Source organism: Streptomyces sp. PU-14G, from assembly GCF_041028275.1.
In the GTDB taxonomy this organism is placed as follows: Bacteria; Actinomycetota; Actinomycetes; order Streptomycetales; family Streptomycetaceae; genus Streptomyces.
Genome location: NZ_JASKYT010000168.1, coordinates 1 through 15,914 on the forward strand (window position 1 = coordinate 1; position 15,914 = coordinate 15,914).

13 protein-coding genes and 2 pseudogenes are annotated in these 15,914 nt (G+C 73.0%); 2 read left to right on the plus strand and 13 right to left on the minus strand.

Annotated features, from left to right (window positions below):
• The 8 genes and pseudogenes from AB8Z75_RS19880 to AB8Z75_RS19915 form a co-directional block, all read right to left on the minus strand.
• A pseudogene (locus AB8Z75_RS19880) lies at positions 1-820 on the minus strand (hypothetical protein); the annotation flags it as partial.
• 241 nt (positions 821-1,061) lie between these two features.
• Positions 1,062-1,913, minus strand: a pseudogene (locus AB8Z75_RS19885) (serine/threonine-protein kinase); the annotation flags it as partial.
• Complete coding sequence (locus AB8Z75_RS19890; RefSeq protein ID WP_369203841.1) at positions 1,910-2,695, minus strand: serine/threonine protein kinase; 786 nt, start codon at positions 2,693-2,695, stop codon at positions 1,910-1,912. The gene AB8Z75_RS19890 and the pseudogene AB8Z75_RS19885, both read right to left, overlap by 4 nt.
• Positions 2,696-2,934: 239 nt before the next feature.
• Positions 2,935-4,083: a galactonate dehydratase gene (gene dgoD / locus AB8Z75_RS19895; protein WP_369203843.1), complete on the minus strand. Its 1,149-nt coding sequence runs from the start codon at positions 4,081-4,083 to the stop codon at positions 2,935-2,937.
• A 12-nt stretch (positions 4,084-4,095) separates the two neighbouring features.
• Positions 4,096-4,953 (minus strand): carbohydrate ABC transporter permease, encoded by an 858-nt coding sequence (locus AB8Z75_RS19900; RefSeq protein WP_369203845.1) that lies wholly within the window; start codon positions 4,951-4,953, stop codon positions 4,096-4,098.
• Positions 4,950-5,912 carry a carbohydrate ABC transporter permease gene (locus AB8Z75_RS19905; protein WP_369203847.1) on the minus strand — a complete coding sequence of 321 codons (963 nt, stop codon included), beginning with the start codon at positions 5,910-5,912 and terminating at the stop codon, positions 4,950-4,952. The genes AB8Z75_RS19900 and AB8Z75_RS19905 overlap by 4 nt, the downstream gene beginning before the upstream one ends.
• Positions 5,909-7,240, minus strand: coding sequence for an ABC transporter substrate-binding protein (locus tag AB8Z75_RS19910; RefSeq protein WP_369203849.1), 1,332 nt, complete (start codon positions 7,238-7,240; stop codon positions 5,909-5,911). Before AB8Z75_RS19910 ends, AB8Z75_RS19905 begins: the two co-directional genes overlap by 4 nt.
• Before the next feature lie 113 nt (positions 7,241-7,353).
• On the minus strand, positions 7,354-9,381 hold the full coding sequence (locus AB8Z75_RS19915; RefSeq protein WP_369203851.1) for a beta-galactosidase: 2,028 nt from the start codon (positions 9,379-9,381) through the stop codon (positions 7,354-7,356).
• A gap of 168 nt (positions 9,382-9,549) precedes the next feature.
• On the opposite strand from AB8Z75_RS19915, the gene AB8Z75_RS19920 reads away from it, so the two are divergent.
• The gene (locus tag AB8Z75_RS19920; protein ID WP_369203853.1) at positions 9,550-10,281 is read left to right on the plus strand and encodes a FadR/GntR family transcriptional regulator; all 732 of its coding nucleotides are present in this window, start codon (positions 9,550-9,552) and stop codon (positions 10,279-10,281) included.
• A 192-nt stretch (positions 10,282-10,473) separates the two neighbouring features.
• Here the strand turns inward: AB8Z75_RS19920 and eno are convergent, their stop codons facing one another.
• Positions 10,474-11,775, minus strand: coding sequence for a phosphopyruvate hydratase (gene eno / locus AB8Z75_RS19925; protein WP_369203855.1), 1,302 nt, complete (start codon positions 11,773-11,775; stop codon positions 10,474-10,476).
• Positions 11,776-11,963: 188 nt separating this feature from the next.
• Between eno and AB8Z75_RS19930 the strand changes: the two genes are divergently transcribed.
• Complete coding sequence (locus AB8Z75_RS19930; RefSeq protein WP_369203857.1) at positions 11,964-12,386, plus strand: MarR family winged helix-turn-helix transcriptional regulator; 423 nt, start codon at positions 11,964-11,966, stop codon at positions 12,384-12,386.
• 51 nt (positions 12,387-12,437) lie between these two features.
• Here the strand turns inward: AB8Z75_RS19930 and AB8Z75_RS19935 are convergent, their stop codons facing one another.
• From AB8Z75_RS19935 to AB8Z75_RS19950, 4 genes are all read right to left on the minus strand, one after another.
• Complete coding sequence (locus tag AB8Z75_RS19935) at positions 12,438-12,980, minus strand: sugar O-acetyltransferase (RefSeq protein WP_369203859.1); 543 nt, start codon at positions 12,978-12,980, stop codon at positions 12,438-12,440.
• On the minus strand, positions 12,970-13,959 hold the full coding sequence (locus tag AB8Z75_RS19940) for a LysR family transcriptional regulator (protein WP_369203861.1): 990 nt from the start codon (positions 13,957-13,959) through the stop codon (positions 12,970-12,972). The genes AB8Z75_RS19935 and AB8Z75_RS19940 overlap by 11 nt, the downstream gene beginning before the upstream one ends.
• Before the next feature lie 156 nt (positions 13,960-14,115).
• Positions 14,116-15,351: a cytochrome P450 gene (locus AB8Z75_RS19945; protein WP_369203863.1), complete on the minus strand. Its 1,236-nt coding sequence runs from the start codon at positions 15,349-15,351 to the stop codon at positions 14,116-14,118.
• An 86-nt stretch (positions 15,352-15,437) separates the two neighbouring features.
• On the minus strand, positions 15,438-15,914 hold a 477-nt coding region (locus AB8Z75_RS19950), incomplete at its 5' end, for an HAD family hydrolase (protein ID WP_369203865.1).

A 15,914-nucleotide genomic window follows, 5' to 3' on the forward strand; every position in this document is an offset into this window, starting at 1 on the left:
GGCGCGGACCGCCGCGTCGAGGGCGAGCCGGACGTCGGCGGGGAGCGTGACTCCCTGCGTGTTCAGAATCCGCCGGGCCTGCTCGGGCAGGACGCCGTTCCCCAGGGCCCGGCGGACGGCTTCCAGCGTCCGCCGGGTGTCGGGCGTCACCTCGCCCACGTCCAGCCCCACCTGGGTGCGCGCGCCGCCCTCGACGAACGCGTCGTCGAACGCCTCGACGAGCCCGTCGCCGAACTCCTGGGGGCTCGGCAGGGGCGTCGTAGACCCCCTGGGACGGGCGGGCCGGGCCGATGCCGAGGCCGAGGACGTCCTCCAGCGCGGGGCGCAGCACCACGTTGCCGGTGACCCAGCGGGTGCCGTCGGGGCCGCTGACCCGCAGCACGGCGTGGGCGGTCAGCGTGTAGCCGAGGACACCGCTGTCGTCGGGCTCGGTCTGGTCGTTCTCGGAGGCGTGCGTGCCGTACTTGAGTATCCCGCGGCGGAAGCCGCTGACCCCGGTGGCCTGGCCGGCGCCGGTGTTCTCGCCCGCCACCGGGACGGTCCCGGAGAGGGTGTCGGTGTCGCCGTCGCTCAGCCCGCCCGTGACCGGCACGGACACCGACGGGCCGAGGACGCGGCTGCCGTTCGTGGCGTCCTTGCCGGCAGTGGTGCGCAGCCCCTGGGACATGACGTCCCGGCTGAGGGTCTCCTGCTGCGGCCGGTACAACGCGAGCTCGATCCGCGCGGAGCCGCCGGAGGGCTCGTCGCCGGTGTAACGGGACGCCTGGGCGGGCGTCAGGTCGACCTTGCCGCGCCGGATGAGGTCGCCGAGCCTGCGCATGGTGGCCTCGGCGGAGGTGGAGGTCTTCGGCAGGGTCTTGCCGCGCAGCTGGGGGTCGACCGCCCGCAGCGCGTCGGCGAGCTGGTCCAGCGCGTCGAAGTCGTAGACGGTGATCGGCCCGGTCGGGGTCCACCGCCCGGTGCCGGACAGCCTGCTGCGCTCCGCACCGGTGGCCGGGGCCGGGGCCGGGGTTGACCAGCTTGCGGGCCCTTTCGGCGAGTGCGGCGGCGTCCAGGGCGGCCCGCGAGGCGTGATCGGGGCGCAGGCAGTCGCCGATCAGCTCCCGCCAGCCGTCGGGGACCGTGTTGTCGAGGCGCAGCGGGGCGCCGCCTCGCGCGTAGGCCTGCGCACCGAGGGCGCGGGCGCGGGCGGTGGACCCGGGGAAGGGGTGCAGCCCGCCGGTGAGCACCTGGTGGGCCAGCACGCCGAACGCCCAGATGTCTGCGGTGGGGCGCACCGTGCTGCGACCGCCCTCCCGGTCCGACCACCACTCGGGCGGCACGTGGTCGAGGGAGCCCAGCGGGGGCACGTAGGCGTGGGTGCCGTCGAGTTCGACCGTGAGGCCGAAGTCGCCGAGCCACACCTCGCCGCCCGGGGCCAGCAGGACGTTGCCGGGCTTGAGGTCGCCGTGCACCCAGCCGCGCCCGTGGATGTGGGCGAGTCCGGCGCCGACCCCGGACAGGACGCGGGCCGCCTCGGGCAGCGCCAGTGGGCCTTCGCCGCTGCTGCGGCGGGCGGCCAGCAGCTCCTGGAGGCTGTGTGCGGCGCGGTCCATGACCAGTGCGGTGACGCCGTCGATCTCGGGGCGGTCCGGGTCGCGGACGGTGCGCACCTCGCGCGTGCTGACCAGGTGCGGGTGGTCGGTCTCCAGACTGAAGCGGACCTCCCGCCGCACCAGTTGTTCCATGGACGCGCGCTGGCCGGGCGGCAGCAGGTGGGTAGGCAGGAACTTCACCGCGGCTTCGGTGCCGTCCGCGCGCTCGGCGGCGTACACCACGCCCCAGCTGCCCGCTCCGATCCGCCCGGTCAGTGTCCACTCCCCCACCCGGTATCCGGCGGGCAGGTCGAGACGGGAGTGTGCGGGCTCGCTCATCCGTCGCGCTCCCCCGTGCGGCCTGCCCGGGCCGCGGGACGCAGCAGCGCGAGGTGTTCCTCCCGTACCAGGTCGAAGCGGAGTGCGAGGGCGACGAGTTCGGCGCGTTTGCGACCGGTGCCGGCGGTGCGCTCGTCGTCGCTGCGCAGCCGCAGTTTGACCGAGGCGAGGTACTCGATGTGGTAGTTGACGGCCGAGCGGGTCAGTTCGCGGCAGTCCGGCAGTGGGCGCAGCCGCTCCAGGACCTCGCTGACGCCGGGGATGGCGCCGCTGGAGGGGTCGCGCAGCCGCGGCTCGCACAGGGCGAGCAGGACGAGGAAGTACTTGGCGGTCTGGTCGAGCGCGAACGGGCTCTGGGTGGGCTCGCCTGCCGGGACGCCGCCGCCCGCGTCCAGGTACGTGTGCTCGGGCGCGAACACCTTGAAGTGCACCTCGCCGTCGCGGGAGGGCAGGACGACGCGGGAGAACTCGAACGGCACGGGTGCGCCCAGCCTGCCGGGCGGGACCTTGATGTGCTCGCCCGCGCCCTCCATGTTCTCCACCACGTAGGTGACGTGTCCGCTGTAGTTGGACAGCCGCCAGTAGTCCTCGGCCGCGGTGATCTGCCCGGCGCGCCGGGAGACCCCGCGGTCGTCCAGCGCGACCTGCACCGGGTGGCCGGGGTCGCCGCGCCCGAAGTCGGCGCTCTGCCCCGGGCCCAGGTGCAGCAGGCGCGGTCTGTCGCCGTGGCCGCCCGCGAGGTGCCCTTTCCGGTCCGGCAGTTGAACGATCACCGTGTCCATGGTTCCGCCTCCCCCTTCGGCCGTGGCGTCCTGCGTCGACCCTGACATCCGACAGGTATCACGGTGGGCGCTCGTCTGCGATGGTGGAAGGTTTTCAGCCGCAGCTCAGCGACGCTGTCCCCCTGGATGGGTGAGTGCGGTGTCCGTGCTGACCGCGGCCTGGTGAAGGGCGCCCAACGGGTCCGGCCCCCCTGCCGGCGACGGCTGCTGCCCACGCGTCTCCCACTCGTCCGGGGGGCTCACCACTCGGCGAATGACCCGTCCGGGTGGCGCCAGGTGGGGTTGTGCCAGTCGGCTGCCGTGCCGTCGGCCTCGCGCACGGCCCGCTCGTCGATGGTCACTCCGAGCCCCGGGCCCGTGGGGCGGAGCAGGTGCCCTTCGTGGAAGCGGAAGACGTCGCGGTCCAGCACGTAGTCGAGGAGTTCGGCGCCGGAGTGGTAGTGGATGCCGATGGACTGCTCCTGGATGAGGAAGTTGGGGGTGCAGAAGGCCAGTTGCAGGCTGGCCGCGAGGGCGAGCGGGCCCAGCGGGCAGTGCGGGGCGACCAGGACGTCGAAGGTCTCGGCGAGGGAGGCGATGCGCCGCGCCTCGGACAGGCCGCCGGCGTGGCTGAGATCGGGCTGGATCACGGCGACGCCCGCCTGGAGCGCGGGCAGCACCTGGGTGCGGGAGAAGAGGCGCTCCCCGGTGGCGACGGGCACGGTGGTGGACCCGGTCACCTGCCCGATCAGGTGCGTGTACTCGGGCAGTACGGGCTCCTCCGCGAAGAGCGGCCCGTACGGTTCCAGTACGGCGAGGGCCTTGCGGGCGCCCGCCGTGGTCAGCCGCCCGTGGAAGTCGACGGCGAAGTCGCCCTCGGGTCCGAGCGCCTCGCGGACCGCCTCGGCGCGCCGGGCGATCGCGTCGAGGGCCGCGGTGGTGGGCAGCCTGTCGGTGCGCCCCGAGGCGTTCATCTTGACGGCGGTGAAGCCCGCCTCGACCTGCGCGGTGACCTGGTCGCGCACGGCGGCGGGCTCGTCGCCGCCGACCCAGCAGTAGGCGCGGGCCCGCTCGCGTACGGGCCCGCCGAGGAGCTGGTGCACGGGGGCGGCGTACGCCTTGCCCGCGATGTCCCACAGCGCCTGGTCGAGTCCGGCGACGGCGGAGGAGAGGACGGGTCCGCCGCGGTAGAAGGACCCCTTGGTCATCAGCTGCCAGTGGTCCTCGATGCGCAGCGGGTCGGCGCCGACCAGGAACTGTTCGGCCAGTTCGCCCACGGCCGTGCGGACGGTCTGCGCGCGTCCCTCGATCACCGGTTCGCCCCAGCCGACGAGGCCGCTGTCGGTCTCGATCCGGCAGAAGAGCCAGCGCGGCGGTACGGCGAAGGTCTCGACGCGGGTGATGCGCACGTGTCACTGCTCCTATTCCTTCACGCTGCCCTCGGTCAGTCCGGTCCGCCAGTAGCGCTGGAGGACGAGCATCGCGACGGCGAGGGGTATGACGGAGACGAAGGCGCCTCCGACGGTGTACTGCGTCAGCTCGGGGAAGCGGTCCGCCGCCTGCTGCCAGGTGACCAGGCCGAGGGTGATCGGGTACTTGCGGTCGTCGGAGAGCATCACCAGCGGCAGGAAGTAGTTGTTCCATATATGCACGAACTGGAAGAGGAAGACGGTGACCAACGCGGGCGACATGATGCGCAGCACCAGCGTGAAGAAGATCCGCTCCTCCCCCGCGCCGTCGACCCTGGCGGCCTCCAGCACGGTGTCGGGCACGGCGGACTCGGCGTAGATGCGGCACAGGTAGACCCCGAAGGGGCTGACGACGCTGGGGATGAGCACGCCCCAGTAGCTGTTGGTCAGGCCGAGCTTGCCGAACATCAGGTAGAGCGGCAGCGCGAGCGCGGTGGAGGGCAGCAGCACCCCGGCCAGGACGCACTTGAAGACGGCTTCGCGGCCCCGGAAACGGTACTTGGCCAGGGCGAACCCGGCCGCCGCCGACAGCAGGGTGGCCGCGACGGCGCCGACGCCCGCGTACAGCAGGGAGTTGAGCGCCCACCGGGGGAAGATGTGCCCGTTGTAGGTGAAGACGTCCTCGAGGTTCTGCCACAGGTGCGGGTCGTCGAACCACAGGCCGAAGCTGCCGTAGAGGCTGCGGTTGGACTTGGTGGCGGCGACGGCCAGCCAGTAGACGGGCAGCAGGAAGTAGGCGGCGGCGAGCGTGAGGACGGCGACGAGCAGGATACGGGCGGGCCGTGGCGCCCGGGACGGTGCGGCTCTCATCGGTCCCCTCCCTTGCGTCCGCGGTTCACCAGGCTGAGGAAGCCGAAGGAGAGCACCATGGCGACCACGGCGAGGAGCACCGACTTGGCCGCAGCCAGATAGACGTTGGCGTTGGCGAAGGCGTCGAAGTAGGCGCTCAGGTTCGGCGTGAAGTCCGTGGTGACGGCGGGCGCCAGCTTCTTGAGCACCAGCGGCTCGGCGAACAGCTGCAGGGTGCCGATGATGGAGAAGACGCAGGTGAGGACGAGCGCCGGGCGGATCAGCGGGATCTTGATGCGCAGCGCGGTCTGCCACGGCCCCGCGCCGTCGATCCTGGCGGCCTCGTAGAGCTCCTGCGGGATGGATTTCAGCTGGGCGACGATGACCAGCATGTTGTAGCCGGCGAACTCCCACACGACGATGTTCGCCAGGGACCACAGCACGTTGTCGTAGCCGAGGAAGTCGGGCTGGAGGCCCACGTCGCCCAGCAGTTCGTTGACCGGGCTGATCCCCGGAACGTACAGGAACCCCCACAGCAGGGTCGCGATGACGCCCGGAATGCCGTACGGCAGGAAGTAGGCGGCCCGCATCAGCCCGGCCCAGCGGTCACCGACCTGGTCCAGCAGGAGGGCGAGGGTGAGCGCCAGCAGCAGCATCACCGGCACCTGGACGGCGCCGAACAGGAGTACGCGGCCGAAGCCCTCCAGGAAGGCGGTCTGCTGGAGGGCGAGCGCGTAGTTGTCCAGCCCGGCGAAGCCCACCGAGGGCTCCCCCAGTCCCAGCGGTCCGGACCGCCGCACGGTCAGCAGGCTCTGGTAGAGCGCGTAGAGGATGGGCAGGATCATCGCGAAGACGTAGACGGCCAGGAAGGGCGACAGGAACGTCCACGCCTTGCGGTCGGGCCTGGCCCGGCGGCGGCGGGTGGCGGCGGGCGCGGGCCCGGCGGCGGCCCGTTTCCGCCCGGTCGTGGTGGTCGTCATCGCGCGCTCCTCGCCTTGAGGCCTTTGGCTTTCAGGTCGTCGACGAACTTGGTCTCGGCGTCCTTGAGTGCGTCCCTGATCGTGCCGTGGCCTGCGACGACGCGGCCGATGTTGTCCTGGATGTGCGCGTAGGACTGGGTGGTGGTGGGGCCGAAGCGCCAGGTGGTGTCGACGTTGCGGTCGGAGAGCTGGAAGACCTCGTTGTAGGCCTGGCCGCCGAAGAAGTCGCTGGGCTCGCCCAGCGGCGAGTCCGCGAGATCCAGCTCCGCCGCGGGCCAGCCGTACCCGGCCTCGACCAGCAGCTCGATGCTGTCGGGGTCGGTGTTGAGCCAGTGCGCGAACCGCAGGGCCTCGGCGGGGTGGCGGGTGCCCTGGAGGATCGCGGTGGCCGAGCCGCCCCAGTTGGCGGAGGCGTGCGCCCCCGGCTCCCACTGGGGCAGCTCGGCCACCCGCCACTTGCCCTTGGTGCCGGGCGCGTTGCCCCGGATGAGCGCGTCGTACCACTGGGCGCCCGGCCAGCCCGCCAGCTGCCCGGTCTGGAGCGCCTTGAAGAAGGCGCTCTGCGCGTCCTGCGTGGGCAGCAGCAGGTCGTCACGGACCAGGCCGTCCCAGAAGTCGGCCACCTCCAGCGATTCCGGGCTCGCCAGGTCCACGATCCAGGTGTCGCCTTCGGTACGGACCCAGTGGGCGCCGCGCTGCCAGGGGAAGGAAGCGAACCACTGGGCGTTGGCGGGCGGGAAGGCGCTGATGCGGGAGGCGCCGCCACTGCGTCTGCGGATCTGCGCGGCGGCCGTCCGGAACGCGTCCCAGGTGCGGGGGACCTCCACGTCCCACCGCTCGAAGAGATCCGCGCGGTAGAAGAAGCCCATGGGGCCCGACGCCTGGGGGACGGCGTAGGTGCGGCCCGCGAAGACGCCCTGCTGCCACTGCCAGTCGACGTAGGCGTCCTTGAGCTTGTCCGCACCGTAAGCGGTCAGGTCTGTCAGTCCGCCCACCAGCATGAACTCGGGCAGCGCGTAGTACTCGATCTGCGCCAGGTCGGGCGGGTCGCCGGCCTTGAGCGAGGAGTGCATCTTCTGGTAGCCGCCGGAGGTGTTGGCGGGCACCGTCTGCACTGTGACATGGATGTCGGGGTGTTTCCGGTTCCACAGGGCCGCGGCTTTCTGGAGCGGCACCCACGTCCAGAAGACGAGGTCGACCCGGCGGCCGGGGGTGCGGGGCGCCTGGCGCGTCGTGCGCGCCGCGCCCGCCTGCTCACCGCAGGCGGCGAGCGCGGGCGCCGCCGCCGTGGCCGCCGCGCCGGCCAGGAGTGTGCGTCGGGTGGGCATCTGACCTCCTCGTCAACGCCGTACATGCCGTATATGCCGTGCATGCCGTACTTGCCGACCGGCCGTACCGGCCGTACCCGCCCCTGCACGCGTCGTGGTGGCGCGGCGGCGGTTCAGTCCGCCCGCTGGAGCACCGCCACGCCCCGCGCCGGCAGCGTGCGGCAGCCGGCGGGCTCCGAGCCGGGCGCCAGCAGGTCACGCGCCGGGTACGGGAGGGGCACGGTGACCGTTTCCGTGCCGTGGTTGAGCAGGAAGAGGAAGCGTCCGCCCGCCCCCTCGCGGACGGTCGCCTGCACCCCGGCGGGCAGGCCGGGAAGGACGGGCGCGACCCCGGCCGCCTCCCGCACCCGGTCCGTCAGCGTGCGCATCAGCCCCGGCTCAGGGCGCGTTGCCGCGTACCAGGCGACGCCGTCCCCGAAGGCGTGCCGAGTGAGGGCAGGCCGCCCCGCGAGGTCGCCGTCGCCGAAGACGGCGAGCGCCTGCGCCCCTTCGAGGTCGACGGCCTCCGACCACAGGTCCGCCTCGCCGTGCAGCTCGCCGCGCAACGGCAGGCGCCCGTCCCGTGCCAGCGGCCAGAACTCCTCCACCCGCAGCCCGAGCACCTGCCGCAGCGGCGCGGGATAGCCGCCCAGGTGGATGTGGTCGTCCTCGTCGGCGATGCCGGAGAAGTACGACACGAACAGATGACCGCCCGCACGTACGTACGCGGTCAGCCGCTCGGCGGTCCGCGCGCTCATCAGGTAGAGATCGGGGACGACGACGAGACGGTAGCGGGTCAGGTCCTCGGCGGGCGGCACGATGTCGCAGGGCACCCCGGCGTCAAAGAGCGGCGCGTAGTGGCGCAGCAGCGCCTCGCGGTGGCTGAGGGCCGAGGACGGGTGGGAGCCCTGCTCCATGGCCCACCAGCTGTTCCAGTCGGCCAGCAGCGCCACCTCGGGCGCGCTGCGGCTTCCCGCGATCTGCGGGAGCGCGGCCAGTTCCCTGCCCAGCGCCGCCACCTCGCGGAAGATCCGCGTGTCGGGGCCGGCGTGCGGCACCATCGCGGAGTGGAACTTCTCGGCTCCGCCGGGAGACTGGCGCCACTGGAAGTAGAGCACCGCGTCCGCGCCCTGGGCGACGGCCTGCCAGCTCCACAGCCGCATCGCGCCGGGCGGCTTGGGGCTGTTGCGCTCCCGCCAGTTGACGGCACTGGGCGCCTGCTCCATCAGCATCCACGGACGTCCCCGGCCCGCGCAGCGCACGACGTCGAAGGCGGCGGCGGCGTCCACGTGGGTGCGCGGGTCGTAGGGCTCCTGGTAGTAGTCCAGCGCCTGCACGTCCTCGTGCGGGGCCCAGCGGTAGGGGTCGACCGGCTTGTGGTGCGGCATGTGGTTGGTGGTGACGGGCACCTGCGGGGTGACGCGGCGCAGCACCGCCTTCTCCGCGAGGTAGCAGTGCAGGAGCGCGTCGTCGCTGAAGCGCCAGTAGTCCAGCCGCTGGGTGGGGTTGGGGTGGGTCGGCGTGGCCCGAGGCGGCATGACCTGCTCGAAGGAGCCGTAGGCCTGTGACCAGAAGGTGGTCGACCAGGCCGCGTTGAGCGCGTCGACCGTGCCGTAGCGCTCGCGCAGCCAGCGGCGGAAGTCGGCGGCCGAGACGTCGCAGTAGCAGACGGGGTTGGAGCAGCCGTACTCGTTGCCGATGTGCCACATGGCCAGCGCGGGGTGCGCGGCGTAGCGGGTGGCGAGCGCTTCGACGAGGCGCACGGCGTGCTCGCGGTAGACCGGGCTGGAGGGGCAGTAGTGCTGCCTGGAGCCTGGCCACTTGCGTACGCCGTCGGCCGTGACGGGCAGCACCTCGGGGTGCCGCTCGCTCAGCCAGGGCGGCGGTGAGGCGGTCATGGTCGCCAGGCACACGGCGATCCCCGCCTCGGCCAGGTCGTCCATGACGCGGTCGAACCAGGAGAAGTCGTAGGAGCCCGGCTCTGCTTCGACCAGCCCCCAGGAGAAGATCCCGGCCGTGACCATGGTGACCCCGGCCTCCTTCATCAGCCGGATGTCCTCGGCCCTGACCTCTTCGGGCCAGTGCTCGGGGTTGTAGTCGGCGCCGAAGTGGAGACCGGCGGGGGTGAAAGGGACGCGGGGAGTCGTGTCGGCTGCCGTCATGTGCGCTGCCTCTCGGGACGAGTCGAGTGACGGGGACCGTGATGACGCCGCACGCTACAAGAATTCGTTATTTAGGAATAGTTGTTGACGCGGTACTTTTCAGCGACCAGGCTCGGTGACGCGCGGCCAAGCCCGTGCACCGCACGACGGGAGAGGACGGGAGGCCCCATGCCGGGCTACGCACGCCGGGGGGTGCACGGCCAGACCGTGGAGGTGCTGGCACACCGGGTGCTCAGCGGCGCCCTCGGCGAGGGCGCCACCCTCGACCTGGCGGCGCTCCAGGAGGAGTTGGGCGTCAGCCTCACCGCGCTGCGCGAGTCGCTCAAGGTGCTGGCGGCCAAGGGCATGGTCGACGCCCGGCAGCGGCGCGGCACCTTCGTACGCCCGCGCGCCGACTGGAACCTGCTGGACGCGGACGTGCTGCGCTGGCAGTTCCAGTCCGCCGACACCGCCGGATCCACGGCCGCGCCACCGCTGCTGCACGACCTGGACGAGGTGCGCGGCATCGTCGAACCCGCGGCGGTACGGCTCGCCGCCGAGCGCCGCACCGCGGCGGACCTCGCCGCGCTGCAGACGGCGCTGACCGCCATGGGCGAGGCCCCCGACGGCGCGCCGGGCGCCGTCGAGGCCGACCTCGCCTTCCACCGTGCGCTGCTGGCGGCCTCCCACAACGAGCTGCTGGAGCGGATGGAAATGGTGATCGCCACCGCGCGGGCGGCCCGCGACCGCCTCGTCCACGGCCCGGGACACCACCCCGGCGACCCGGTCCCCAGCCACCGTGCCGTCCTCGACGCGATACGGGAGAGGGACGGCGACGCCGCCGAGGCCGCGATGCGCGCGCTGCTCGCGCAGGCCGCCCGCGACGTGGCGCTGCTGCGCGAGGGCGCGCCCGGGAACTAGGGCTCTCGTTCGCGTCTCGGTGGGGCTCGCGGGCCCCGGCACGTCTCCCGGTGGCGCTGCCGCCAAGGCGTTCCGGCGACACGGGCGCGGCAGCGCGTCAGGGGTGCGGCAGCGCGTCAGGGGCGCGGCAGCGCGACACGGGCGCGGCAGCGCGACACGGGCGCGGCAGCGCGTCAGGGGTGCGGCAGCGCGTCAGGGGCGGCGCAGTACCGCACCGCCCGCGTACCGCGCCGACGCGCCCAGCTCCTCCTCGACCCTGATGAGCTGGTTGTACTTGGCCGTACGGTCGGACCGGGACAGCGATCCGGTCTTGATCTGGCCGCAGCCCGTCGCGACCGCCAGGTCCGCGATGGTGGTGTCCTCCGTCTCCCCGGAGCGGTGCGACATCACGACGGTCCAGCCGGCGCGGTGGGCGGTGGCGACCGTGGCGAGGGCTTCGGTCAGGGTGCCGATCTGGTTGACCTTGACCAGGACGGAGTTGCCGACGCCGGTGCGGATGCCCTCGCGCAGCAGCCCCTCGTTGGTGCAGAAGACGTCGTCGCCGGTGAGCTGGCAGCGGTCGCCGACGCGGGAGGTCAGCTCCCGCCAGCCGTCCAGGTCGTTTTCGGCCATCGGGTCCTCGATGGAGACGATCGGGTACGCGTCGATCAGCTCGGTCAGGTAGGCGGCGTGCTCGGAGGGGGTGCGGCGGACGCCCTCGCCCGCGTACACGTACGTACCGTCTCGGAAGAACTCCGACGAGGCGGGATCCATGACCAGTCCGATGTCCTCGCCGGGGCGGTATCCGGTGCGGTCGATGGCAGCCACGACGAAGTCGAGGGCCTCCCGCGCGGTGCGCAGCGCGGGCGCGAAACCGCCCTCGTCGCCGACGCCGGTGGCGTGCCCGGCCGAGCGCAGGTCGCGGCGGAGCGTGTGGAAGACCTCGGACCCCATGCGGACGGCTTCCGCGAAGGTCTCCGCACCCACCGGAGCGATCATGAACTCCTGGTAGTCGAGCGGGTTGTCGGCGTGGGCTCCGCCGTTGACGATGTTCATCATCGGCAGCGGGAGAAGGCGGGCGTCGACTCCGCCGAGGTAGCGGTACAGCGGCTGGCGGTGGGCCGCCGCGGCGGCCTTGGCGGCGGCGAGAGAGACGCCGAGCAGCGCGTTGGCGCCGAGACGGGACTTGTCCTCGGTGCCGTCGAGTGCGGCGAGCGCGGCGTCGAGGCCCGCTTGGTCGTCGGCGTCGCGCCCCACGACCGCTGCCGCGATGTCGCCGCCCACGTGGCCGACCGCACGGTCGACCCCCTTGCCGTGCCAGCGTCCGGGGTCCCCGTCGCGCAGCTCCACGGCTTCCCGTGCCCCGGTCGAAGCGCCGGACGGGACCGCGGCCCGGCCCAGGGATCCGTCGGCGAGGAGGACATCGGCCTCGACGGTGGGGTTGCCCCGGCTGTCGAGGACTGCTCGTGCGGTGACGGACTGGATGACGGTGGACGCGACTGCCTGGGAAAACATGGACCGTCCTTCGCGTTGACGCGCGCCGCGGCCCTGCTGCGACAGCGCTGGCGCGTGCCGCGGCACCACCGACTCTACAGCAAGACTGTTCAGTTCGGCTGCTCAGTTCGACTGTTCAGCTCCGCTGTTCAGTTCTGCTGCACGGACGGGACGTGCGGCCTCCCCGTGCGCACCGGTTAAAGTGCCTCATGCCCACCCCGGAACCCGCCGCCGTCGCCACCGAACTGCGTACCGCGATGGGTAAGCTCACACGGCGCGTGAAGCACGAGGACCGCATCCCGCACGGCCAGATCTCCGTACTCGGCACCCTCGACCGCGACGGGGCCATGACCACCAGCGATCTCGCCGCGGACCAGCGCGTACGGCCCCAGTCCATGGCCCGGGCGGTCGGGCTGCTCATGGACGCGGGCCTGGTCGTCCGCCGGGCGCACCCCACGGACGGCCGCAAGACCCTGGTCGAGCTCTCCGCCGCGGGACGGGCCGCTCTCGACGCGGAGCGCGGGCGCAGGGCCGGCTGGCTCGCCCAGGCCATCGAGGCCGAGCTCACCGGCGAGGAGCGGGAGGCGCTGGCGCGCAGCGCCGCCCTGATGGAGCGGCTCGCCGCGCGCTAGCAGCTACCCCGGGACCTGTCGTCCGGGGCTCGGCGGGGCCGGGAGAGGCGGTCACCACCGCCTGTGCACGCTCGCCTTGTCGCCGGTCACCAGGCTCGCCTCCGGCACGTCGTCGACCACGACCGCCCCGGCGGCGACCACGGCGTCCCGGCCGATGCTGACGCCGGGCAGGATCGTGGCACCGGCGCCGATCCACACGTTCTCGGCCACGTCGATGGGCCCGCCACTGAGCCACCCCCGCCGCTCCTGCGGGTCGACCGGATGCCCGACGGTGATGAACGTGGCCTTGGGGCCGACCATCACGCGGTCGCCGAGCCGGATGCCGGCGTAGTCCAGGAACGTGCAGTTCTGGTTGATGAACACGCGCTCGCCGAGGTCGAGGTGCAGCCCATGGTCCGTGTAGAAGGGCGGGTAGACCGTCACTCGCGGCGGAAGCGGCTTGCCGAGGAGCTGCTCGAACAGCTCCGCCTTCCCCGCTTCGTCCTCGAAGGGCAGGACGTTGAGGCGGGAGGTGAGCTCGGTGGCCCGCAGGACCCTCTCGGCCATGGCCTGGAACTCGGCGCTGTGGATGCGCATGAGACGGTCACCGGACATGCCCGGTCCTTTCTGGCGTAGCGAAGACCGCGCGGGACTCCCCCAGCCGTGGCGATGTCGCCCAGGACGGAAGCCAGACCGCCTCCGGGGACGCGGGCAGGCCCGCGAGGTGGGTGAGGAGACCGCGGAGTCCTGGATGGGGGTTCGTCCGGGGAAGGAGGAGCGAGAGCGGATACGCCAGTGTCGGGTTCACGACGGGGATACGGCGGAGGCCGTGGTGCGCCGGCCAGACGTACCGGTCGCGTGCCCCGACGAGCGTGGCCACGTCCGGGGAGCCAGCCAGGGTGTCCAGGAGCACCTCGTCCCCGAAGTGCGGGCCTGCCGCGTCGATGCGCAGGTCGAAGTCGGTGGCGAGCTGGTCGTAGAACTCCGCCCACTCGCTTCGGGGCGCGATGCCCGGCACCCATATTCGGTGCTGACGCAGCTGCGGTGGCGTCAGGCTGCGCGCGGACGCGAGCGCGTGTCCCGGGCCGACGAGGAGTTCCAGCGGCGAGTCGAAGGCGTGGATCATCCGCACGTCGGGCGGCAGCGCGGCCTGGTCGGTGACGGTACGGAACGAGGCGTCGACGTCGCCCGCTGCCACGGCGGCGACCGCCGCCCGTGGGTCGTTGACCCTGAGGGTCACCACGTCCAGGTCGGCTTCCGGGTGCGACCGCCAGTAGTCGTGCAACACGACGGCCTGTGCGCTGCGCAGGCCGAGAACGTCGACGCGCAGCGCCCGGAAGCCCGGCCGGACGGCGGTGACGGCGCGCTCGACCCCCGCGACGACGCCGCGCGCGTGCGGGAGGAACGCCTGGCCGTCGAGCGTCAGCTCGACCCCTCGGGCGGTACGGGTGAACAGGCGGGCCCCCAGCTCGCGCTCCAGCGCGGCGATCCGCTTGGAGACCGCCTGCTGGGTCACGCCCAGCTCACCGGCCGCCTGCCGCACCTGTCCGAGCTCGGCCGCCTTGACGAACGAGCGCACTGCCTCTGTGTCCACCAGCGCATCCTAGAGGCGCGCAACCGGCGGTTGTGACCCGCCGGGAGCCGGTTGTGCGAGCGTGCGCAGCGCGGCTGCGTCGCCTCACACGCCCCGGGCCGCGGCCGGGGCCGGGGCCGGCGCCGGGGTCGCCGGGCTGCGGGAGGCGGCTGCCCCTCACCGGGTGACGGGCAGCTCGCGCAGCGCGTGGGAGCGGAAGGAGGTCTGCCACCGCAGCCGATCGGGGGCGACGGCGAGCCGCAGGGACGCGAAACGGCCCAGCAGCGTCTCAAGCGCCAGCCCGGTCTCCGTCCGGGCGAGCGGCGCGCCGAGGCAGTAGTGCATGCCCTGCCCGAAGGCGAGGTGCGTTCCGCCGGGCCGCGCCGGGGAGGTGCCCTGGGCGGGACGGCCGATGTCGAACCGCTCGGGGTCCTCGTAGCGGGCCGGGTCGCGGTTGGCGGAGGCGAGGCAGAACAGCACGGTGTCACCGGGCGGGACGGTGACACCGCCGTACTCCACGGGCTCGGTGGGGAAGCGCCGGATGGCCGTCAGGTTCGGATGGGCGTACCGCATCATCTCCTCGACCGCGTCGGGCAGCAGCGAGGAGTCGCCGCGCAGCGCCGCCAACTGGTCCGGATGCCGCAGCAGTTCCAGCAGGCCCGCACTGAGCAGGTGCTGGACGTTCTCGATGCCCGCGCCCAGGACGAGGAAGGCCAGCGAGACCAGTTCGTCCTCGGAGAGGCGGTCCCCCTCGTCGCGGGCGGCGATCAGGTCGGAGAGAAGGTCGTCACCCGGCGTCTTCCGCCGCGCGTCGACCAGTTCGCGCAGGAAGCGGTGCATGGCGGCGATGGCCTCCCCCACCTGTTCCGGGCTCCGCAGCGCGAGCATCGTCGTCACCCAGGAGGCGAAGGGGCGCCGATCGGGCTCGGGCACGGCGAACAGGTCGCAGACGACCGTGAGCGGCAGCGGGGTGGCGAACTCGTGCACGAAGTCGGCCGCCCCCTCGGCCTCCAGTCGCTTCTCCAGCCCCTCGGCGAGCCGGTCGGCCACCGCACGGACACCGGCGCGCATCGCCTCGGCGCGGCGTGGAGTGAACCCCTGCGCCACCAGCCCCCGCAGCCGTATGTGGTCCTCGTGGTCGATGTTGAGCAGGTTGGCGTCCAGCGCGGGCGGCAGCGAGAAGCCCTGGTAACCGCCGGTGGAGTGCGCCTTGTCGACCGACAGCCTGGCGTCGGCGAGCCCCGCCCTGACGTCCTCGTCGCGCATGACGAGCCAGACGGCGCTGCCGTCGGGCAGCGCGACCCGGTGCGCGGCCCCCTGCCGGCGGAGTCTGCCGTAGACCGCGTGCGGCCCGGCTCGGAACGATGCGTCGAAGGGCTGCGGCAGTGCCGTCATCATCGTCGTCTCTTTCATGGATGTCTTCCCGCGGGCGCTCACATGCTGCTGCTGTGCTCGCCGCACAGGCTAGAGCGCACCGGCGCGAAAGAGACGGGCGAGGCTCACCCCGCCGCGTTCCCGGGGCCGCCCGCCTCGCGCCCCGCCGCGTTCCCGGGGCCGCCCGCCTCGCGCCCCGCCGCCGGAAGCCCCAGCAGGCCCTCGGCCACCTGGGACAGGTCCTCACCCACCACGTCCGGCTGGGCGAACATCGGGCTGTGCCGTCCCTCCAGGCGGGCACACCAGCCGCTGAGGAGGCCCGCACGGTTGGCTCCGTGGCAGTCCCAGGCGTGCACCGCCACCAGCGCGGTGGCCGCGGGCGGGGCCCCCACGCGCTCCGCCGCCGCGAGGTAGACCTCGGGCGCCGGCTTCCAGGCGCCCGCCTCGGCCGCGGTGACGACCTGCTCGACGTAGGGCGCGAGCCCGTTGCGCTCCAGGAAGGCGCGGGTGACCTCCGCGTCACCGACCGTCAGGGCGCCCACCCGGACATGGGCCTCGCGCAGGCGGCGCAGCGCGGGCAGCGCGTCGGGGTGGGCGSSCAG

Coding starts and splice junctions, on each gene's coding strand:
- AB8Z75_RS19890 (WP_369203841.1), bottom strand. CDS start 2,695: ATGGACACGGTGATCGTTCAACTGCCGGACCGGAAAGGGCACCTCGCG.
- AB8Z75_RS19900 (WP_369203845.1), bottom strand. CDS start 4,953: ATGAGAGCCGCACCGTCCCGGGCGCCACGGCCCGCCCGTATCCTGCTC.
- AB8Z75_RS19905 (WP_369203847.1), bottom strand. CDS start 5,912: ATGACGACCACCACGACCGGGCGGAAACGGGCCGCCGCCGGGCCCGCG.
- AB8Z75_RS19910 (WP_369203849.1), bottom strand. CDS start 7,240: ATGCCCACCCGACGCACACTCCTGGCCGGCGCGGCGGCCACGGCGGCG.
- AB8Z75_RS19915 (WP_369203851.1), bottom strand. CDS start 9,381: ATGACGGCAGCCGACACGACTCCCCGCGTCCCTTTCACCCCCGCCGGT.
- AB8Z75_RS19920 (WP_369203853.1), top strand. CDS start 9,550: ATGCCGGGCTACGCACGCCGGGGGGTGCACGGCCAGACCGTGGAGGTG.
- eno (WP_369203855.1), bottom strand. CDS start 11,775: ATGTTTTCCCAGGCAGTCGCGTCCACCGTCATCCAGTCCGTCACCGCA.
- AB8Z75_RS19930 (WP_369203857.1), top strand. CDS start 11,964: ATGCCCACCCCGGAACCCGCCGCCGTCGCCACCGAACTGCGTACCGCG.
- AB8Z75_RS19935 (WP_369203859.1), bottom strand. CDS start 12,980: ATGTCCGGTGACCGTCTCATGCGCATCCACAGCGCCGAGTTCCAGGCC.
- AB8Z75_RS19945 (WP_369203863.1), bottom strand. CDS start 15,351: ATGAAAGAGACGACGATGATGACGGCACTGCCGCAGCCCTTCGACGCA.